The sequence below is a fragment of the Bacillus sp. FSL L8-0167 genome, assembly GCF_038630295.1.
GTDB lineage: Bacteria > Bacillota > Bacilli > Bacillales > Bacillaceae > Bacillus > Bacillus safensis.
Genome location: NZ_CP152027.1, coordinates 707907 through 727729 on the forward strand (window position 1 = coordinate 707907; position 19823 = coordinate 727729).

Annotated in this window: 20 protein-coding genes; 12 read left to right on the top strand and 8 right to left on the bottom strand. The window is 42.3% G+C overall.

Annotation, left to right across the window (positions count from 1 at the left end):
- Window positions 1–93: 93 nt before the first annotated feature.
- On the bottom strand, window positions 94–441 hold the full coding sequence (locus MHB66_RS03505) for a hypothetical protein (RefSeq protein WP_046314051.1): 348 nt from the start codon (window positions 439–441) through the stop codon (window positions 94–96).
- A gap of 92 nt (window positions 442–533) precedes the next feature.
- Here MHB66_RS03505 and MHB66_RS03510 point away from each other — a divergent pair, with 92 nt between their 5' ends.
- Window positions 534–761, top strand: a complete 228-nt coding sequence (locus tag MHB66_RS03510; protein WP_039177063.1) for a hypothetical protein — start codon at window positions 534–536, stop codon at window positions 759–761.
- On the opposite strand, the gene MHB66_RS03515 is transcribed toward MHB66_RS03510, so the two are convergent.
- Window positions 742–1221, bottom strand: coding sequence for an Hsp20/alpha crystallin family protein (locus tag MHB66_RS03515; RefSeq protein WP_024424582.1), 480 nt, complete (start codon window positions 1219–1221; stop codon window positions 742–744). The two genes, MHB66_RS03510 and MHB66_RS03515, sit on opposite strands and share 20 nt — an antisense overlap.
- A gap of 65 nt (window positions 1222–1286) precedes the next feature.
- Here MHB66_RS03515 and MHB66_RS03520 point away from each other — a divergent pair, with 65 nt between their 5' ends.
- Window positions 1287–1544, top strand: coding sequence for a hypothetical protein (locus MHB66_RS03520; RefSeq protein WP_003213975.1), 258 nt, complete (start codon window positions 1287–1289; stop codon window positions 1542–1544).
- Window positions 1545–1550: 6 nt separating this feature from the next.
- Complete coding sequence (locus tag MHB66_RS03525; RefSeq protein ID WP_034282744.1) at window positions 1551–1784, top strand: hypothetical protein; 234 nt, start codon at window positions 1551–1553, stop codon at window positions 1782–1784.
- A gap of 36 nt (window positions 1785–1820) precedes the next feature.
- On the opposite strand, the gene MHB66_RS03530 is transcribed toward MHB66_RS03525, so the two are convergent.
- Both MHB66_RS03530 and MHB66_RS03535 read right to left on the bottom strand, forming a co-directional pair.
- Window positions 1821–3212, bottom strand: coding sequence for an amino acid permease (locus MHB66_RS03530; protein ID WP_024426650.1), 1392 nt, complete (start codon window positions 3210–3212; stop codon window positions 1821–1823).
- A gap of 180 nt (window positions 3213–3392) precedes the next feature.
- Window positions 3393–4466: a glycosyltransferase family 2 protein gene (locus MHB66_RS03535; RefSeq protein ID WP_041116142.1), complete on the bottom strand. Its 1074-nt coding sequence runs from the start codon at window positions 4464–4466 to the stop codon at window positions 3393–3395.
- A gap of 132 nt (window positions 4467–4598) precedes the next feature.
- Between MHB66_RS03535 and MHB66_RS03540 the strand changes: the two genes are divergently transcribed.
- Window positions 4599–6482 (top strand): ABC-F family ATP-binding cassette domain-containing protein, encoded by a 1884-nt coding sequence (locus MHB66_RS03540; RefSeq protein WP_041116144.1) that lies wholly within the window; start codon window positions 4599–4601, stop codon window positions 6480–6482.
- A 32-nt stretch (window positions 6483–6514) separates the two neighbouring features.
- On the opposite strand, the gene folE2 is transcribed toward MHB66_RS03540, so the two are convergent.
- Complete coding sequence (gene folE2 / locus MHB66_RS03545; protein ID WP_041116146.1) at window positions 6515–7411, bottom strand: GTP cyclohydrolase FolE2; 897 nt, start codon at window positions 7409–7411, stop codon at window positions 6515–6517.
- A gap of 143 nt (window positions 7412–7554) precedes the next feature.
- Between folE2 and MHB66_RS03550 the strand changes: the two genes are divergently transcribed.
- Together MHB66_RS03550 and MHB66_RS03555 are read left to right on the top strand one after the other, a co-directional pair.
- Entirely contained in the window at window positions 7555–7980 is a 426-nt protein-coding gene (locus MHB66_RS03550; RefSeq protein WP_024424586.1) for a MerR family transcriptional regulator, read from the top strand.
- A gap of 56 nt (window positions 7981–8036) precedes the next feature.
- A complete protein-coding gene (locus MHB66_RS03555; RefSeq protein ID WP_041116148.1) occupies window positions 8037–9227 on the top strand; it encodes an MFS transporter in 1191 nt (396 codons plus the stop codon).
- Between the two features lie 228 nt (window positions 9228–9455).
- Here the strand turns inward: MHB66_RS03555 and MHB66_RS03560 are convergent, their stop codons facing one another.
- The gene (locus MHB66_RS03560; RefSeq protein WP_024426645.1) at window positions 9456–11009 is read right to left on the bottom strand and encodes an ABC-F family ATP-binding cassette domain-containing protein; all 1554 of its coding nucleotides are present in this window, start codon (window positions 11007–11009) and stop codon (window positions 9456–9458) included.
- A 152-nt stretch (window positions 11010–11161) separates the two neighbouring features.
- On the opposite strand from MHB66_RS03560, the gene MHB66_RS03565 reads away from it, so the two are divergent.
- On the top strand, window positions 11162–12304 hold the full coding sequence (locus MHB66_RS03565) for a DEAD/DEAH box helicase (protein ID WP_024426644.1): 1143 nt from the start codon (window positions 11162–11164) through the stop codon (window positions 12302–12304).
- Window positions 12305–12341: 37 nt separating this feature from the next.
- On the opposite strand, the gene MHB66_RS03570 is transcribed toward MHB66_RS03565, so the two are convergent.
- A complete protein-coding gene (locus MHB66_RS03570; protein ID WP_024426643.1) occupies window positions 12342–13346 on the bottom strand; it encodes an NADP-dependent oxidoreductase in 1005 nt (334 codons plus the stop codon).
- 120 nt (window positions 13347–13466) lie between these two features.
- Entirely contained in the window at window positions 13467–13844 is a 378-nt protein-coding gene (locus MHB66_RS03575; protein WP_024426642.1) for a YfmB family protein, read from the bottom strand.
- Window positions 13845–14065: 221 nt separating this feature from the next.
- Here MHB66_RS03575 and MHB66_RS03580 point away from each other — a divergent pair, with 221 nt between their 5' ends.
- From MHB66_RS03580 to MHB66_RS03600, 5 genes are all read left to right on the top strand, one after another.
- Complete coding sequence (locus MHB66_RS03580; RefSeq protein ID WP_041116151.1) at window positions 14066–14413, top strand: general stress protein; 348 nt, start codon at window positions 14066–14068, stop codon at window positions 14411–14413.
- A gap of 956 nt (window positions 14414–15369) precedes the next feature.
- Window positions 15370–16026, top strand: coding sequence for a methyltransferase domain-containing protein (locus tag MHB66_RS03585; protein ID WP_046314045.1), 657 nt, complete (start codon window positions 15370–15372; stop codon window positions 16024–16026).
- A 281-nt stretch (window positions 16027–16307) separates the two neighbouring features.
- On the top strand, window positions 16308–17033 hold the full coding sequence (locus tag MHB66_RS03590; protein WP_034282729.1) for a GTP cyclohydrolase II: 726 nt from the start codon (window positions 16308–16310) through the stop codon (window positions 17031–17033).
- Window positions 17034–17065: 32 nt separating this feature from the next.
- Complete coding sequence (locus MHB66_RS03595; RefSeq protein WP_041116153.1) at window positions 17066–17869, top strand: SUMF1/EgtB/PvdO family nonheme iron enzyme; 804 nt, start codon at window positions 17066–17068, stop codon at window positions 17867–17869.
- A gap of 4 nt (window positions 17870–17873) precedes the next feature.
- Window positions 17874–19631, top strand: coding sequence for a WD40 repeat domain-containing protein (locus MHB66_RS03600; RefSeq protein ID WP_041116155.1), 1758 nt, complete (start codon window positions 17874–17876; stop codon window positions 19629–19631).
- Window positions 19632–19823: the final 192 nt, after the last annotated feature.

Sequence of the window (19823 nt, forward strand, 5' to 3'; positions counted from 1 at the left end):
ACTACTTTGATTTTTAGAGAAGTGGAGCTTTTTATTTTGGACTTGTCTTATCGTTTGTGATACTGCCCCGATTGTACTAAAAAGCCGAGCACATTAAGAAGATGAAGGCTTTGATCGAATCGAGACAACCGGTGTTTTTGTTTCTTTTGGCTTCGGTGTTTGTGTTGATTTTTTGATGCATGTGTCCTTTGGCGTGTAATAGGTTGCCCCAATATTGAGCCTGCCTTGAAGCTGGTCAATAGAAAGCTCCCCAAATTCTAAATGGTAGTCAATTTTGTCCACTCGCAGGGATTCGATATGGATGTGTGTATCCTCTGAGACAGGAGCAGCTGGTGCAGACATTTTTTGCTCAAGAGCGGCGAGTCTTTTTTCTAGCTCAATGACAGATGGGGATGGATTGGATTCAATTTTTTTAAAGAGTGATTGAATGAAATGTTTCAAGTAGACCACAACCTTTTCTTCCGCCTTACTCTAGTCTATGGAAAAGCTGCCCCGTATATACTTATAGAGATGACAAGAAAGGGGAGAAGCATATGCTGCCTACTCAGATTCACATTGCCCATATGAAAACGAATTCCATTGGCACAGGATCATCTATGACGTTTGGCTCGACGTTTGTTCGCAATCATTGCAGTACGATCAAACGAAACAATGGCTTTGGGGAACAGAATGCTGATGGCGTGATCACGATCCTGCCAATTGAAACAATTGATGATCGTGATCAAATAGACGCAGTGAGTATCAATATTCGTCATCTATGATGATAGCCGTCGCTTTTCCTTCATCCTTTTGCAGGCGGATGTAAAGTACACCGTCTTTAAAGGCAGCATTCATTTGACCAAGAATCATTTCTGGAAGGCGGATTTTCTTTTCAAACGGACCATACTTCCCTTGCTTTTGGCGAAAGTCCTGTTCGTTAAAAAAGGAAAAACGCTGTCCTTTCACAACCAAATATTCACCATATGATAACACCTGAACATCTTCCTTTCGGTAGCCAGGCAAATAAATTAAATATTGAATTTCTGCATGGGTTTCCACCATGTCGATTGGAGGAAACGACGCATCTGATCCCCGCTGATCCTGCTGTGTGAATGTAAATGGAGATGGACCGTTTGCCATAAAGGGGGATCTTTGCTCATCATCGAAGATCATTTTCCAAAAATCATCTCCATGCATTTGCTGGGCAATATCCATCCACTGCTTCATTTTTTCGAAGTCCATGTGAAGACCTCCCGTTAACATACTTGATGGGTGCTTGCATATACCTATAAAAAGGAGGTTTATCTGTGGTTCAACCAACTCCATATATCAATATTAATATTTTCATGTTAAAAATTAATTCCTTTGAAAATGCGTCGGCGGTGAATGTCGGACAAAATTTGTTAGCAGAGTGGCAAAACTCAGATAAAAAAAATCAGGGTTACGGACAGAATTTTGGAGATGCCAGCGGTTTTGTCGGTACAAAAAGCCATGTAGATGATCGAGATCAAGTGGACTCACCTGCCTCTTTTTCACCAGCAGCTAAACCCATTCAAAGGAAGTGACGTGTGATGTTATTCTCACCCTCAGTCGTCAATGTCGGTGCTTTTAAAATCAATGCAATGGATCGGGGTGCATCACTGACGCTAGGACCTTATCAGCAGATTGATTATTTTCTCTCAATGAAAATGAACCAAGGTTTTGGTGAGGACAATGGAGATTGTTCACCGCTTGTCATTCCGATTTCAAGCGTGCTAGATCCAGATATGGTGGACTCAAATTCAGTCAAAAACAGCGTGATTTAAGCAAAAAAAGAGACCGGGAATCCCCGTGTCTCTTTTCTAATGTGTTTCATTGAGATGGCTTTTTCTTCTTGCATAGGTGAAATAGACAACAACACCGATGGCGATCCAGATGAGGAAGGCTCTCCATGTGACCCAAGAAAGTGTTGTCGCAAGTGTGATACAAATGATCGCGCTGATAATTGGAAGCACAGGCACGAATGGCACTTTAAACGCAGCTTTAACATTCGGGTGTTTTTTTCGCAATATGATGACCGCAATGGAAATCACCGTAAAGGCTGCAAGTGTTCCGATACTGACTAAATTCGCAAGCGTCGATAAATTCACAAAACCTACGATACATGCTGCGACTGCCCCTGTCAGCCAAGTGTTGGCAACAGGAGTTTGTGATTTTGGATGAACCTTTGAGAAAACCTTTGGCATAAGTCCATCGCGGCTCATCGCAAAGGTTAAGCGAACCTGTGCATAGACCAAGGCAATGAGTACCGTTGTAATCCCAATAATGGCACCGGCTGATATGATACCCGCCACACTATTCAGACCGACCACTTGAAGAGCAAATGCGACAGGATCACTGACATTCAGTTTCGTATAGTGAACCATGCCTGTTAAGACAAAGGAAACCCCGATGTATAAAATGGTACAAACACCGAGCGCTCCCATAATCCCAATCGGCATTGCCTTTTGCGGATTTTTGACCTCTTCCGATGCATTGGCGATTGCATCAAATCCGAGGTAAGCAAAAAAGACTGTTGCTGCGCCTGCGATCACGCCCTCAAATCCCATTGGCATAAACGGTGTCCAGTTTTCAGGTTTGACGTAAGCAAAGCCTGAAATGATAAAGAGAAGGACGATGGCAATTTTGATCAGCACAATAATGTTATTCAGCTTTGTGCTTTCTTTGACGCCTCTTGAGACGATAAAGGTGATGAGCAAAATAATGAGTGCGCCTGGAAGGTTAAAGACGGCCCCGTCAGCGGCTCCAGGTGCAGCTGATAAAGCCTTCGGTATGTGCAGGCCAAATCCGCTGAGCAGTGATTGAAAATAGGACGACCATCCACTTGCTACAGCAGAGAGCGCAATGACATATTCAAGCATGAGATCCCAGCCCATTAAAAAGGCGAGAAATTCTCCAAGTGTTGCGTAGGAATACGTATAAACGCTTCCTGACACAGGAATGGATGAGGAGAATTCAGCGTAGCAAAAAGCAGCAAGGGCGCATGCAATTGCAGCCAAAATAAAAGATATAATAATCGCAGGTCCCGCATCATTTGCCGCAGCAACCCCCGTAATGACAAAGATTCCAGTCCCGACCACACAGCCAATGCCAAGCAAGATTAAATCAAACGTATTTAACGAACGGCTGAGCCGCTTTGTTTGACTTTCAAGCATGAGCTGGTCGAGAGATTTTTTTCTAAATAAAGAACTCATGTTGACCTCCTAATGGATAAATCTTTTCGTAAGACGAATGTTAGTATATGCGCAAATGACAATTTAGTCAATTGGTTGAAAAACGCTTTAAATCACTAAAGTGTTAAACGTCACAACCGAATAAGTGTATAAAAAGAGACATCCGCCGTGAGATCGAAGGCGGATGTGGTAACAGACGATCTATGTCTGATCAGCAAATATTTTTTCATTGTACATGACACTTGGATGAGTCGGATGATGGGCGGAGGAGGCATGGTGATGTATTTTGGCTTGCTCCAGGTCGCCGAGCTGATAATAACAGTAGCAAAGCTGAAGGTGAGGATACCATGTTTTATATTGTGTAAGTGTGAAGGCTGTTTCGTTTTCAGGAGCCTTCAGCGCCTGCTCATACCAAAAGATGGCTGCCTGATGTTTATTTTGTATTTTTAGATGATCCCCGATCCGGCAGCAAAATTCTGGCCGGGGCTGATCATATAAGAAGGAACGTAATAAGGAGGATAAGGCCGCTTCCTCAAAGCCTGCCGCATAATAGCAGTCCGCTAAATATTGGCATGTGCGAATTTCATCCTCAATCCAGCACTGTTTTGTGTTTAAAAATTCATGATAAAAACGAATCGCTCTGACATGCTGCCCATTGTCTCTTAATTCATTGGCAAAATAAAAGAGATCACGGGGCGTCATGTCCTCTCCTTTTGCCAGCATGTCTTCATAAATTCGCAAGTTGCGCCCAGGCTCACCAGCAGTTGTTTTCTTGCGTTTTTGATGTGTGACGGCGATATCTGCTGGAAAGATGTTTCCATACACTTGAAGAAACTCATGAACGGCCCCGTACCACTGAAAGTTTAAGGAACGCTTCACAAGGCGATTTCTTCTATATTTGAAATTGACTTGACCGCTTTCATCGAAGCCCACATGATAAAACATCGAAACGGCATCCACTGAGGGATCAAGTGTCTGCTTGAGTTGAAGCAGTTTTTGGCGGTCTTCTTCAAGCAGAACATCGTCAGCATCGAGCCATAAAATATACTCTTTCGCTGCATGTGAGAAAGCAAAGTTACGTGCTTTTGCAAAATGCTGCACCCATTCAAAATCCAGCACCTTTGCTGAAAAGGAATGAGCGATCTCTTTTGTTTGATCTGTTGATCCCGTATCAACGATGATTATCTCATCGACAATGTCTTGAACAGAAGAAAGGCATTCCGCCAGCACTTCCTCTTCATTTTTCACAATCATACATAAGCTAATGGTTATCATCTTTAGATCACCTCTTCATAGTGTATCGAGCATCAAAAGGAAACATTCTTTTCAGCAGCGGGTTTTTTAAAACTAGTTTTCTGCTACTGGCTGATTTAAAATAAAGGAAGAATCTATGTAAGGGCTGATAAAATGAGTTTATTGAATGTTGAAGGATTATATAAAACCTATGGCGAGAAAACGCTGTTTGATCATATTTCGTTTCATATAGAACCGAAGGAACGCATCGGATTGATTGGACCAAATGGTACAGGGAAGTCAACACTTCTAAAGGTCATCGCGGGACTTGAATCGTTTGAGGAAGGTGACATCACGAAAGCAGGGACACTTGATATCGAATTTCTTGAGCAAGATCCTGAAATGACCGGAAATGAAACGATTCTTGACTACATTTTTTCTGGAACGGCACCAATGATTCAAACGATGAAGGCGTATGAACAGGCACTCGCCGATTTAGAGCATGACCCGCAAAATGAGGCAAAACAAGAGGCGCTGATGCGCATGCAAAATCGAATGGATCAGGAAGATGCTTGGGATGCAAACCTTTCAGCTAAAACGGTTTTGACAAAGCTTGGCGTGAAAGATGTGAGCCGCTCTGTACATGCATTGTCAGGCGGACAGAAAAAACGTGTCGCCATTGCTAAAAATTTAATTCAGCCTGCAGGTTTGCTGATTTTAGATGAGCCAACCAACCACCTTGATAATGCCACCATTGAATGGCTTGAAGGATATTTGAGTCAATACAGCGGTGCTGTCATCCTCGTGACGCACGATCGTTATTTCTTAAACCGGGTGGCCAATCGGATTTATGAGTTAAATCAAGGGCAGCTTTATACGTATAAAGGAAATTATGAAGTCTTTTTAGAAAAAAGAGCGGAGCGGGAAGCAGAGGCTCAGGTGAAAGAAACGAAGCGTCAAAACTTGCTTAGACGAGAGCTTGCATGGCTGAGACGAGGAGCAAAAGCAAGAACGACAAAGCAGAAAGCACGTATCGGCAGAGTCGAAGAGCTGAAAGATCAAAAAGGACCTGATGCGAAGGGAGAGCTTGATTTTGCCATCGGCTCGCACCGCTTGGGGAAACAAGTGATAGAGGCAGAAGACTTATCAATTTCATTTGCTGGCCAGACCCTTGTGGAGCGGTTTACAGATTTAGTCGTGCCGGGTGATCGTATCGGATTCATCGGACCGAATGGAGTCGGCAAAACCACTCTGCTGAACTGTCTAGCGGGTAAGATTGAACCGACCTCAGGACAATTGACCATTGGACAAACCGTTCGTATTGGCTATTACACGCAGGATCACAAGGAAATGAATGATGAGCTGACCATCATTGAGTATATCAAGGAAACAGCTGAAATCGTCAAGACGTCTGATGGCGTTATTGTCACAGCAGAGCAGATGCTGGAGAGGTTCCTTTTTCCAAGATCGATGCAGCGGACGTATATTCGTAAGCTGTCAGGGGGAGAACGCCGCAGATTGTATTTATTGAAGGTCTTAATGGAAGAGCCGAATGTTCTCTTTTTAGATGAGCCGACGAACGACCTTGATACAGAGACCCTCAGTATTTTAGAGGATTATTTAGAGCAGTTCCCTGGCGTCGTCATCACCGTGTCCCATGATCGTTATTTCTTAGACCGAGTGGTTCACCGTCTGCTTGTCTTTGAAGGAAATGGGCGCATTTCACACTTCCAAGGTGCTTACAGCGATTATATGGAACAGGAAAAAGAGCAGAAGCGGACAGAGACAAAGCCTGCTGAGAAACAAGTAGAAGCCGCACCTAAAAAGAGAAAAAAACTTTCTTATAAAGATCAGCTTGAATGGGACGGGATTGAAGACCGGATACAGGCATTAGAGGAAAAACATCAGCAGCTCGAAACCAGCATTGTAGAAGCAGGAAGTGATTTTGGAAAAATTCAAGAGCTGATGGACGAACAAAAAGCCGTTGCGGAAGAACTAGAACAAGCAATGGACCGCTGGACAGAATTGTCGCTTATGATTGAGGAATTGAATGAATAAAGATGTGGAAATAAAAAACCTGTAGAATCGCTCTACAGGTTTTTTTGATAGGAGCATTTGGCATACGCATCATGCTGGTGAATGGATTCCTCATTACGGCACTCGATTTGAAAGCTTTTAATCCATGGCTGCTCATATAATTCGATGGCAATTAATCTTGTGATATCTTCTACAAAGCGCGGATTTTCATAAGCCTCTTCCGTCACTTTCTTTTCATCAGGTCTTTTGAGCACGGGATAAAGCGGTGCGCTCGCATTGGACTCGATGATATGTAAAAGAGCGGCCTTGATATCGTCAGGATGCGATGCTTGTTCAAATAACCCTACTTGAATGGAAACAGATCCGCGCTGATTATGTGCACCATATTCACTGATTTCTTTGGAACAAGGACATAATGTCGTGACCTGTGCATCGCAGCCAACGTGACAGGTCCATCCGTCCTTTTCATGAAAATGGACGTCATATTGGACAGTCGCATGCATCAAGCCTGACTGACCGGTGACTGGGCTCTGTTTTTCCATGTACCATGGAAAGGCAACTTGAATGGAAGCAGAGGGCTGATCCATTTTCCGGGCGAGCGCTGCCGTCCATTCTTTTAGGGCATTCACATTAAGCGGCTTGCTGCTCTCATAAAACGAGTGCAGCTGTTCAGTGAGACGGCTCATATGAATGCCTTTTTGATGAGCTGGCAGGGATGTACTCAGTGTAAACTCAGCTGTAGTTGTCTGGCGTTGTGGTGCTGTTTTAGATACGATATGCACCGGATAGGACATGCGGCAGATCCCGACTTGTTCAAGATGAAAATAAAAGTTTTGCTCTGTTTTTTGAATGTCCGTCATGTCCTCTTTTTGCCAAGGCTTTGTGCCAAGACTTGGCGGTACAGATCCGAATAGCTGATGCCGTTCTTCTTTAGATGGAAAAGAGCGCATATAGTACCTCCTTTAAATCGTAATTATTCCTATTTATTTTGCGATAAAACAGGAAGGAAATCAAGGGTTAAAACTTTGACGTTTACGTTAAGGTTATAAAGGTGTATAATAAAACATGAATTGATGAGCAGGAGGCACTGGTGATGGAATGGATGAAAATTGATCAAGTGGCGAAAAGAAGCGGACTGACAAAACGGACGATTCGTTTCTATGAAGAGATTGGTTTATTATCAGCACCAAAGCGGACAGAGGGCGGAGTCAGACTTTACTCAGAGGACGACATGGAAGAGCTAGAGAAAGTGATGCAGGCAAAAGAGGTACTCGGCTTTTCTTTACAGGAGCTTCAATCGTTTATGGAAATCGGAAAGCAGCTAGAGCTGAATAAAGAAGGCTACTTGCTGTCGCTTGATCCGAAGGAACGATTAGAGAAGCTGTTAGATATTGAGGCGCAGCTGACTGTGCAGCATCAATTGATTTCAAAAAAGCTTGAAACCATTCAATCCTTTAAAAAGGATCTTGAAGCGATGAAAGAAAGAGCGGCTCATGCAATTGAGCAATTACAAAAATAAACACCTCTGCGTGTTTATTTTATTTTGTCAACATTTGAAGGAAAGGTTCTGATGGAATGAAGGAAGAAGAAGTGTTGAAACAGCGTACAAGTCTGCTTAGGCAGCCAAAAGCCGTTTGGGCTGTTGCCTTTGCATGTGTGATTTCGTTTATGGGAATAGGACTCGTTGACCCGATCCTGCCAGCCATTGCATCACAATTACATGCATCTCCAAGCCAGGTCTCTCTTTTATTTACTAGCTACTTACTTGTGACCGGCTTTGTGATGTTTTTTACCGGTTTTATTTCTAGCCGGATTGGTGCGAAATGGACGTTATTAGTAGGACTCATTTTTATTATTGTTTTTTCTGCTTTAGGAGGTACTTCTTCAACGATTAATGAATTAATTGGCTTTAGAGGCGGATGGGGCATCGGGAATGCTTTATTTATTTCAACTGCACTCTCTGTCATTGTCGGTGTGTCTGTTGGAGGAAGTGCGAAGGCCATTATTTTATACGAGGCAGCACTAGGTCTTGGGATTTCGGTTGGACCGCTGCTTGGCGGTGAGCTTGGAACAATTTCTTGGCGCGGGCCTTTCTTTGGCGTTGCCGTGTTAATGCTTATCGCTCTTTTAGCGATTACCTTTATGCTTCCACCTATGCAAAAGCCGCAGAAAAAAGTGAAATTATTTGAGGCTGTCGGGGCGTTAAAATATAAAGGACTTTTAACGATGGCATCTGCCGCTTTCTTATATAATTTTGGTTTCTTTGTGCTTTTAGCGTATTCACCATTTGTGCTCCATCTTGATGAGCATGGACTTGGTTATGTCTTTTTTGGTTGGGGGCTATTTTTGGCTGTGACCTCCGTCTTCTCCGCACCGGTCATTCATCGCAAACTTGGGACATTGACCTCGCTGGTGGTTTTGTTTGCTTCGTTTGCTGTGATTTTATTCGGCATTGGAATATGGACGTCTCATATTGTGGTCGTGATCTGCGGAATTGTCATTGCTGGGGGAATTCTCGGTATGATCAATACGGTGCTCACGACAGCTGTGATGGGGTCAGCACCGGTTGAACGTTCAATTGCTTCATCCTCTTACAGCGCTGTACGGTTTATTGGGGGCGCGATCGCTCCTTGGATTGCCGGAGTTCTCGCTGAATCCTATACAGCAAGTACACCTTACTATGTCGGGGCTGGTGTTGTTCTTCTAGGCATGATTATTCTGCTCCTTGGACGTAAGCATTTGGTGAATATCCAAGCAGGTCATTAATTAGAAAAAAGTTCAGCGTGTAGACAAACCCTCGCATTCGGTGTCAGTTCCTGTGCGCCGATGCTCACGAATGTCAAATTCGCTCCGCAAAGGTAGCCGTCCTTCCTAGACTGCAAAGGTTTTCTATCACGCTGAAAGAAGACAAAGGGCTAAAATAAAGATCATTTTAGCCCTTTGTCACAATCATCTAAGCCTTATATCTTTTGAAGATATAAGGCTTTTTTGTCGTTATAATACTTTTGTCGTCCAAGATTCGCAATTCCATGTTTCAGTTGCCACATCTTGATAAAATTCAGGCTCGTGAGAAATCAATAAGACGCTGCCTTTATATTCTTTTAAGGCGCGTTTTAGTTCTTCTTTTGCATCGACATCTAAATGGTTTGTCGGCTCATCGAGAACAAGTAAGTTGGTTTCTTCGTTGATCAGCTTACAAAGACGGACCTTTGCTTTTTCTCCTCCGCTTAATACAGACACACGGCTTTCAATATGTTTTGTCGTTAATCCGCATTTTGCAAGAGCGGCTCTGACTTCATATTGCGTGTAAGAAGGGAAGGTGCTCCATACTTCTTCAATACAAGTATTGCTGTTTTGCTCTTTTACTTCTTGCTCAAAGTAGCCAATATGCAAGAATTCTCCACGTTCCACCTCACCAGAAATAGGTGTGATTTCCCCAAGAAGACTTCGGAGCAGCGTCGTTTTTCCGATACCGTTAGCACCGTACAGCGCAATTTTTTGCCCGCGTTCCATTTTCAAATTCAATGGGCGGGAGAGCGGTTCATCATAACCAATGACCAAATCTTTCGTTTCAAAAATCAGTTTCCCAGACGTACGTGCCGGTTTAAAGTGGAATTCTGGTTTTGGCTTTTCTGCTGCCAGTTCAATCATATCCATCTTATCCAATTTCTTTTGACGGGACATCGCCATATTTCTTGTGCTGACACGTGCTTTGTTTCTTGCGACAAAATCCTTTAGTTCAGCCACTTCCTGCTGCTGTCTTTTATAGGCTGCTTCGAGCTGCTGCTTTTTGACTTCGTACACTTGTTTAAATTGGTCGTAATCACCAACATAGCGCGTGAGCTCTTGATTTTCAACATGATAAATCAAGTTAATAACACTGTTTAAAAACGGAATATCATGTGAAATGAGGATAAACGCATTTTCATATTCCTGTAAATAACGCTTCAGCCATTCAATATGCTGCTCATCCAAATAGTTGGTCGGCTCATCGAGAAGGAGAATTTCTGGCTTCTCTAACAGCAATTTTGCTAGCAGGACCTTCGTACGCTGACCGCCGCTGAGCTCCGTCACATCACGGTCCAGTCCAAGATCCGTTAACCCAAGACCTCTTGCAATCTCCTCGACCTTAGAATCAATGATATAGAAATCATTGTTTGTCAGTGCGTCCTGAATGACGCCAACTTCCTCTAACAGCTTTTCCAGCTCATCAGGATCGGCTTCACCCATTTTGCCATAAATGTCATTCATTGCGGCTTCCATGGAGAATAAATAATGGAATGCATCCTGAAGGACTTCACGGATCGTTCTGCCCTTTTCTAGCACGGTATGCTGATCAAGGTAGCCGACACGGACATTTTTCGCCCATTCGACTTTTCCTGCATCTGGCTCCAGCTTGCCAGTAATAATATTCATAAACGTTGACTTTCCTTCACCGTTGGCGCCGATTAAGCCGACATGCTCGCCTTTTAATAAACGGAAGGACACTTCGTGGAAAATGGCTCTGTCGCCAAAGCCATGACTTAAATCTTTAACAGATAATATCATTTTTTACACCTCAAATAGATTCAAAACGGCTAGTGCCTCTCATGATTATATCGAACTGTCCGGCTCGATAAAAGCATCAAAAGAAAAATTGCGTTTCAAAGCTGATTTTGAGATACTAAAGGATAGATTGAATGAGGATAAAGGAGATCGACATGACGGAAAATTGGGCATTTTTGAAAGAAGCAAAGCCATTTATTCAGGAAAATTTTCAAGCGGCTGGCTTCGAAAAACCAACAGCTATACAAGAAAAAACAGCAGAGTGGATTACGGAGAAGCGTGATGTGATCGCAGAATCGCCAACTGGGACGGGGAAGACACTTGCGTATGTACTGCCGCTTTTAAATAAAATTGATGTCAATATCAAGCATCCGCAAGTCTTAATCTTGGCACCTTCAAGAGAGCTTGTGATGCAAATCTTTGATGTCGTGCAAGAGTTCAAACAAGGATCAGACATCAAAGCGGTTTCCTTGATTGGTGGAGCGAACATCAAGAAGCAGCAAGAAAAACTAAAGAAACATCCGAACATCGTTGTGGCGACACCGGGCCGAGTACAAGAATTAATCAAAATCAAGAAACTGAAAATGCATGAAGTCAAAACGATTGTATTAGACGAAGCAGATCAGCTTCTTGTGCCAGAGCATATGAAAACGATCCAAGGGATCATTAAGTCCACATTAAAAGAAAGACAAATCCTTTGTTTTTCTGCAACGTTGAAAGAAGAAACCGTTCAGCTGATCAAAGAAATGACATCTGAACCAGAAGTATTGAAAATTGCTAGAAGCGAGGAAGAAGCGCAGAAAGTGGGTCACTATTATCTGTTATGTGATCAGCGTGACAAAGTGAAACTGCTGCAAAAGCTATCACGGCTTGAGGACATGCAGGCGCTCGTTTTTGTGCGTGACATTACGAACTTAAGCATTTATGCAGAGAAATTAGCGTACCATCATGTCGACCTTGGTGTCCTTCATAGTGAAGCAAAAAAAGCTGAACGTGCTGTGATCTTGAAATCATTTGAACAGCGTGAATTCCCGCTCCTCCTTGCAACAGATATTGCAGCAAGAGGAATCGATATTGATGATCTGCCATATGTGATTCATGCAGATATGCCAAATGAAGAGGGCTACATCCACCGTTCAGGCAGAACCGGACGCGCAGGAAAAGAAGGCGCAGTCATCAGCCTTGTCACACCTCAAGAGCAATCAATGCTGAAAAAAATGGCGAAAAAGCTGAATCTTTCGCTTGAAGAAATTGTGTATAAGCAAGGCCAGCTGCACCTTGCGCCCAAGCAGGCATAAGAAAAGGACCCTCCATTATTGGCAGGGTCCTTTTTTATTATGAAATTTTGACAAGCTGTTTTCCCACATTTTCTCCTTTGAATAGTCCAAGGAATGCGTCAGGAATGTTGTCAAAGCCTTCAATGATTGTTTCTTTATATGTGAGTTTGTCTTCTTTTACCCATTGTGCGAGATCCTTCGCTGCCTCTCCAAAACGATCTGAATAGTTGCCAACGATGAAGCCTTGCATCAATGCGCTTGTTTTGATGAGTTTTGTTTGCACACGCGGCCCGATGTCCTCGCTTGCGCTAATGTTATAAGAAGAAATTGCGCCGCATACTGGAATGCGTGCAAAACGGTTCAAATGATTCATCACCGCATCTGAAATCTCGCCGCCTACATTGTCAAAGTACACATCAACGCCGTTAGGACAGGCTTTTGCAATGGCATCATCTAAATCATTTGTTGTTTTATAATTAATCGTTTCATCAAAGCCCAATTCTTTTAAATAAGCGAGTTTATCATCAGATCCGGCAATTCCAACGACGTGTGCGCCTTTGATCTTAGCGATTTGTCCTACAACAGAACCAACAGCTCCTGCGGCTCCAGAGATGACAACCGTCTCGCCTTCTTTTGGCTGGCCAATCGCAAGCAGGCCGAAGTAAGCGGTTTGCCCTGGCATGCCCAAAATGCCTAAATAATAGGACAATGGCGCAATGGACGGATCAATTTTAGTCAGAGATTCAGCTTTGGCAGTGGAATATTCTTGCCATCCAAGGAATCCAAGGACAAAATCACCCTTTTCAAATTGAGGCGATTTCGACTCAACGACTTCTCCGACGACACCGCCCTGAATCACTTCATTTAGCTTGAACGGAGGTGTATAGGATTTTGTATCCTGCATTCGTCCTCTCATATAAGGATCTACAGAAACATATTTCGTTTGAATCAAGACCTCTCCATCTTGCGGCACAGGTATATCTACTGTTTCAAAATGAAAAACATCTTTTGTAGGTAATCCTTTTGGACGTTTAGCTAATTGAATTTGCTTTTGTTGACTCATGTCAAATCCTCCCTTTCACTTACAGCCTAGATTTACATTAACATGATGCTTCTTTTCGTTCAAAACATACGGTCTTTTCAAAACACACACAAAAAAGCAGCCGCCATCTCATCGAAGGGACTACTTTTTCTGAAAAGATACAGAGAGGAGCGGCGGGAGACAGCCAAACAGCTGATACACATCCGCATCACGTTCTTTTAACAAATATTCGTTTGCATTTTGCATGGAGGCTTTCATCATATCGCGCGTCACAAAAGGAAAAAGGATATTCAAATATGAGGACAACATGTCTTGTGGATCTTGTTCAATTGACTCGATATCTCCAATGTTAATAATGATGGAAAAGAGATAATCAATGGAGATGTGAAAGTGCTGTTCGGCAAACAATGTAAGCGGCTTTGTATTTGCTTCTTCAGGATTCCACTTTTGAAAAAGCTGTTTCACCAAATCACTGACAACCCAAGCATTAAACTGCTGCTCCGCTGAAAAGTAATACATCAGCTCTCCCTCATTTCTAGCCTCCAGTATAAGAATTGTACAACAAATCAACAGGATTGAACATAATAATTCAGAAAATTTAGTCATTTTTACAGGATTTTTGTCAAAAATAAGTCGATAGACATAGTATGTCTTTCAAGAAAATTGGATGTGCTCGTGGAAGGTTTAATGTCAAAAGTGACGGGTAAAAGATTCGTAAGACGTTAAAGGAGGAATATAAAATGAAACCTGTTGTAAGAGAGTATTCAAATGATGAAACACTTCAAAAAGATGTAGAGCAATTAAAGGCACTCGGTGTTGCAAGAGAGGACATTTATGTTCTGTCCCATGACGATGATCGAACAGAGCGTATTGCAAATAATGCAGATGCCAATACGATTGGCTCAAGAGAAGTTGGAATCAAACATGCGGTTGGGAACATCTTTAGTAAAAAGGGTGATGAGCTCCGCAATAAAATTCATGAAATTGGTTTCTCAAAAGAAGAAGCTGAGACATTTGAAGAACATTTAGACGAAGGGAAAGTCCTTCTCTTTGTCACAGATCATGAAAAAGTGAAAAACTGGGCGTAAACGCCAACCGAAAAAGCCTCTTACTTTTGTAAGGGGCTTTTTTTCATGCTTCCATGTCTGAAAGAGAGACATATATCTTTTTTACGATAATAAGTAAATACAGAAGTATGGAATAAATAGTAAACTCTCTAATTGAAAATGCCGTTATACCAATGAAAATCATGGAGAATCAAAAAAAATAGTCGAAATATCACAAAAAACCATTCGGGAAATAATCATTGTATCTTTCTATTTTGATTTAAAATTAAATAAAAAACTTGTGTAATTTAGTAGATAAATTTCTTAGTTCTATTGGTTTAAGTTGTATTTTTGTGTAGAAATAAGTGTTTTAAGGTCAAAAAACCACGAAAAATACCTGTATTTTCAATTAGAAATTCATTTTAATGTTTAGGAAATAATTTGTTGACAAAATAAACTAAAAACAATATATTTGGCTTAATCCAGTCATTATGGAATTAGTTGTTAAATTTCTGGCGGGTTTATTCCAAGCATAATCTAGTGAAAGGAGGTGGCAAGAACAAAGGCGTAAGCGCCTCTTAGATACAAAAATGTCTACTAGAACAGAACAAATCGTCGTTTACTTGAAGAAAAAATGATCGCCATTCTAAACAGTAGATTGATCTTTCTACTAAAAGCATAGTGTAAGAGATTGAAAAAGACGTTAAGTCCTTATAAAAAAGAGAAAGCGGTTTCACTAAGAAATGTGAGTTGATCGAACGGTAAAGGAGGTGAACTCATATGAAAAAAAGAGAGAACAAGCTGAGGCGATGCGGCCCTCGAACGGCTGCATATGAGGATGAATGCTGAAAAAGAAGAGTGAACATGTGGGGTGCTTCTCTCCTTTTTCAGAAAAACAGACTTTCCTAAAAAATCCATCTTTCATTTTAACATAAGGTTTTTGGCTTGAAAACCACCTTTGCCCGAAAAGAAGATTGTGAATTGAAGGAGGTTTCATGATGAAAAAGGCTTTGTACCATGAAGACAGTGGATTGTATTTAGAAAATATGCGCATGGCATTCCAAGAGCATTATGAGCAAAGAACAGATATGTGGTCTACTGATCCATCCTTAACAGACGCAGCAGTGATGTCATTAAAGGCATGGCGTTCAAGGGAAAAGAATGCACTTGCTTCTGTGCTGGATATCGGGTGCGGCAACGGCCGTGCACTAGAACATTTAAGCGGGCTTTCCGGATATGTCGGTATCGACCTGTATGAGCATGAGGAGTGGGAAGGGTTACAGAAAAGAGAAACAGTTCCTGTCCATTTTGTTCATCAAGATTTTATGTCATGGTCCATGGATCAGGGACGCGGGATGCAGTTTGATTTAATTTTAGATCATGGCTGCTTTCATCATCAACATCCTGATGATCATGAACGTTATTTAAAACAGGTCTCTTCTTTACTTCATGAAGGCGGTGTCTTTTCACTTGTTGTCTGGGGAGAACAGTGGAAAACAGGATTAATCGGAGAAGATGGCCGTTTCCATTTTTCATTTTCAGATTCTCAGCTTGGCGAAAAAATTTGTACATCAGGTCTTGAGCTTGTATCCATATCACCGTTACAAGCGAAGGCCGGAATAAGCCAGCATCATGTCATTGCCGTCAAAATCTAGTACAAAGGTGAGTGATTCAAAGCTAGCAGAGGTGTTCATGGGAAGAAAGAGCGTCTATCAATCAAGGGCGTTTGCTGCTCTGACAGAAAATAAAGCATATGAACCAAGATTTCTGCTCCTTTGTACTGGAAAAGGACAAGGTCTAAAGCGATGAGAGACACTGCACATCCATTTCTTTCTGCGGGAGCACACAAGCTGAGGGAGTGCGTACACATATTCATCACTCCATCACTGCGCTATGGGAGTCGATTTGGGTGCAGTGATGAATAGGGGGGAGACAAATGAACAAGTTTGTAGATGAATTACAATCAATGATTCATCATTTTACCTTTCAAGAAAAACACTATTTGCTCGTGGGGCCTGTGAATCTGCCAATTTCCATTCAACATGAAGAAGTGCCATTTAAGTGGTATGCCTTCGCGCCTGTTGAACGGGATACAAAACCAACGATCGAATCTATTGTCCAAATGAGTACCGCGCAGCAAACCTTTTCCTCTTGTCTCTTATTTGGCGACTTTGAAAATGAACGGCCGCCGCTTGTGCGAATCCATAGTGTCTGCCAAACAGGGGATGTGTTTGGGTCACTGAAATGTGATTGTGGTCCACAGCTTGCATTATCGCTGAAGAAAATCACCGATTACGGAAAAGGCATGCTTGTGTATATGGCCAATCAAGAAGGTCGGTCTATTGGGCTGATGGCAAAAGCGTTGACGTATAAATTACAGGAGATGCAGCTGGATACTTTTGAAGCCAACCGCCTGATCGGCTGCGGGGATGATGATCGGCATTACGAGGAAGCAGCAGCTGTTTTGCACTATTTAAACAAAGGGAAACCATTGCATTTACTAACGAACAATCCAGATAAAGTCGATTCTATTGCAGCTTACGGTCTTCCTGTTTTGCGGTTTGATCATACGGTCGAAGCCTCTCTCTACAATGAAGCCTATTTAAAGGCAAAAGCAGCCTCAGGGCATATGGTCGATGAGAAGAAATTAATTAATCAATAGACGAGTTTATTGAAAGAAGGCGGGAGAAAAGCGTGAAACCTGATATCAATTGGATTCAAATCCCAAGCGGTTATGCAACGATTGGAAGTAATGAAGAAGATATGAAAAAGGCAGCAGAATTCTGGAAGGACAAGCTGCTCAATCCAACCTACGGCCGTGAGAAAAAATTTCAAAAGTGGCTGTACAAAGAATTTCCATCCTATCATCCGTATATCAACGAATTTTTTATCTCAGATACGGTCGTCAGCAATGAATTGTATCAAAGCTATTGTGATGAAACAGGCCAGACATACCCAGAGAGTTTAACGAACGAAGAGCTTGGCGGGGGAAAAGATCATCCAGCTTGGGGCATGGACATTGAGGAAGCCTTCTCGTTCTGTCAGTGGCTGAGCGGGAAACTTGGGATTGATGTTTCGATTCCTACTGAAGAAGAATGGGAGTATGCTGCCCGGGGAAACACGAGAAATCAATACCCGTGGGGAGATGAGTTTGATCCTTCTTACTGCAATACGCACGAATCAAATATTGAAAAAACGACCCCTGTCCGTCATTACGAAAAGGGCCGATCCTTATTTGGTCTTTATGATATGGGAGGCAACGTCGAGGAATGGGTCAACACCAAATATCACGTATATGAAGGCGGCATCGAGGTCGTCGATGATTTAACGGAAACACTCGGAAATGATTACTACATTTTAAAGGGCGGCTCCTTCGCAAGAGGCGGAGATTTATGCAGAGTCGCAAGAAGACACGGGAAGCACCCAGATCCCGTTTTTCGATTTACTGGTTTTCGTTTAGTGACTCGTCAAAAACAACATATAAAGGTGGGAGTGTAAAACCATGCATAGAGGACCAATTACATCTGTTTTATCAACTCAGCACGACCAAATTGTTTACACTGGCGGCTATGACCGCTGTATTTATCAGTGGAACCGGGCGACGGGAGAAGGAACGTTTATTGGCAGTCACGAGCATATCATTAATTCTATATCTCTTTCAGAAAACGGAAAGTATTTAGCGAGTGCATCGTCAGACTATACGATTCAATTGTATGATACAGGCACAAATACCCGAATCCGCACGTTGTTTGGTCATGCAGATGATGTAGAAGCCGTCGCTTTTGCGAAGCAGGATACTTTGCTTGTATCCGTGTCCAGAGATAGAAGATGCTTAGTCTGGGATATCGAAACGGGCGCTATTTTAAGAGAATTCCATGGCCATAGCAAAGATGTATTAGCTGTATGGATACATGGTGATAAAGCTTATACAACAGGTGATGATGGATATGTCCTTGTATGGCTGTATGAAACCGGAGAAATTGTAGGGGAAATCGGCCCGTTTGATTATGAGCTCGATACGATCAGTGGCAGCAATCAAAAAGAAGTATTCGCACTTGGCAGAGATGATGGCACTGTTATTATTTACGATGCAGCTACTTTACAGGAGAAGAAAATCATCAAAGCCCATTTACAGGGCGTCAAGCGCGTGAATTTTTCTCCAAGCGGCAATTACTTGCTGACAGCAGGCTACGACCATTTAATTAAGCTGTGGAATTATGAAACAGGTGATTTAGTCGATACACTGCTGCCTCATAAATATCAGTGGGAGCGCTCACTTGTCTGGACAGAGGATGAGAAGTCAATACTAGGAGCCAGCTTTGGAAAGACATATTGTGAATGGTCGATCGAAAAGGGCAAAGTCGTATCAGATGAGATCGAAATGGCGACACCATCTATCAATGATATTGCGCTGACTGATGCGGGTGATATCATTACCGCATCCGATGATGGAAAATTCAGAAAAAATGGGATTGAAATTGCCAAATCGACGGGCGTTTTAACAAATGGAGTAGCTGTTGCACGGGATGGAAGCTATTATGCGTGGGGAGACCATGCAAGTCAGGTGCATATTGTTCATGAGTCATTACAGCAAATGGTTTCGTTTGATCTTAACACAGGTCCGGTCAACAGCGTGTATTTCCACGAGGAGGATCGTCAATTTTATATTGGGACTTACGGCGGTTATGTACATGTCATTTCGACAGAACACTTAAAGGAAATCGGCCGTTCCAAAGCACACGATTGTGCAGTTAAAGCATTAAAGGTAGAAGGAGATCTTATCATCACAGCAGCAGTTGAAGGAACCATTTGTCTTTTAGATAAAAAGAGTTTGTCCTTAAAAGCGGAGTACATTGGTGCGACAGAGCTGTTAAATGATGTCTTTATTGATAGTAAACGAGACCGTATCGCCATTGTCAGCCGCGACAAGAATGTGAGATTGTTTGATTTGCATACAGGAAGAATTTTAGACCAGCATAACGAACACCAGTATTCGATTAAATCGGTCACAGTCACAGACTCAGGCTATATTGTAAGCGGTGATTATTGGGGCTATATCGTTGTGTGGAATCCAGAGCTGGATGTCAACACCGGCCCAATTAGAATTGCCCAAAATGGGATTAGTGCCATCAGACAATTAGGCAATGATGTATATGCAAGCTCATATGACGGCGGGATTTATCACGTTCGAGAAGATGGGACGCATACCGAAGTACTACGCTTATTTGAACAATTTCCGAAAGAAGTAATCTCTCATTAAGAAAAAGAATGTAAGCGGGGGATTCTCATGATAAGTGTTTGCAAGGAACATATGAAAAAAGGTCTGTCTGTACTCAATTGTCCGCATGTGCTCCTCATTAATAAATATGAATGTCGCAAATGCTGTTTTTGTAAACAACGAGCATCTTATAAACTTTTTTATTCCTTGCCTTACTATGATCGATCTGAAAAG

Excerpts from the sequence above, each read along its gene's own strand:
- MHB66_RS03510 (WP_039177063.1), top strand. The coding sequence starts at position 534 with ATGCTGCCTACTCAGATTCACATTGCCCATATGAAAACGAATTCCATT.
- MHB66_RS03515 (WP_024424582.1), bottom strand. The coding sequence starts at position 1,221 with ATGGACTTCGAAAAAATGAAGCAGTGGATGGATATTGCCCAGCAAATG.
- MHB66_RS03525 (WP_034282744.1), top strand. The coding sequence starts at position 1,551 with ATGTTATTCTCACCCTCAGTCGTCAATGTCGGTGCTTTTAAAATCAAT.
- MHB66_RS03530 (WP_024426650.1), bottom strand. The coding sequence starts at position 3,212 with ATGAGTTCTTTATTTAGAAAAAAATCTCTCGACCAGCTCATGCTTGAA.
- MHB66_RS03535 (WP_041116142.1), bottom strand. The coding sequence starts at position 4,466 with ATGATAACCATTAGCTTATGTATGATTGTGAAAAATGAAGAGGAAGTG.
- MHB66_RS03540 (WP_041116144.1), top strand. The coding sequence starts at position 4,599 with ATGAGTTTATTGAATGTTGAAGGATTATATAAAACCTATGGCGAGAAA.
- folE2 (WP_041116146.1), bottom strand. The coding sequence starts at position 7,411 with ATGCGCTCTTTTCCATCTAAAGAAGAACGGCATCAGCTATTCGGATCT.
- MHB66_RS03550 (WP_024424586.1), top strand. The coding sequence starts at position 7,555 with ATGGAATGGATGAAAATTGATCAAGTGGCGAAAAGAAGCGGACTGACA.
- MHB66_RS03555 (WP_041116148.1), top strand. The coding sequence starts at position 8,037 with ATGAAGGAAGAAGAAGTGTTGAAACAGCGTACAAGTCTGCTTAGGCAG.
- MHB66_RS03560 (WP_024426645.1), bottom strand. The coding sequence starts at position 11,009 with ATGATATTATCTGTTAAAGATTTAAGTCATGGCTTTGGCGACAGAGCC.
- MHB66_RS03565 (WP_024426644.1), top strand. The coding sequence starts at position 11,162 with ATGACGGAAAATTGGGCATTTTTGAAAGAAGCAAAGCCATTTATTCAG.
- MHB66_RS03570 (WP_024426643.1), bottom strand. The coding sequence starts at position 13,346 with ATGAGTCAACAAAAGCAAATTCAATTAGCTAAACGTCCAAAAGGATTA.
- MHB66_RS03575 (WP_024426642.1), bottom strand. The coding sequence starts at position 13,844 with ATGTATTACTTTTCAGCGGAGCAGCAGTTTAATGCTTGGGTTGTCAGT.
- MHB66_RS03580 (WP_041116151.1), top strand. The coding sequence starts at position 14,066 with ATGAAACCTGTTGTAAGAGAGTATTCAAATGATGAAACACTTCAAAAA.
- MHB66_RS03585 (WP_046314045.1), top strand. The coding sequence starts at position 15,370 with ATGAAAAAGGCTTTGTACCATGAAGACAGTGGATTGTATTTAGAAAAT.
- MHB66_RS03590 (WP_034282729.1), top strand. The coding sequence starts at position 16,308 with ATGAACAAGTTTGTAGATGAATTACAATCAATGATTCATCATTTTACC.
- MHB66_RS03600 (WP_041116155.1), top strand. The coding sequence starts at position 17,874 with ATGCATAGAGGACCAATTACATCTGTTTTATCAACTCAGCACGACCAA.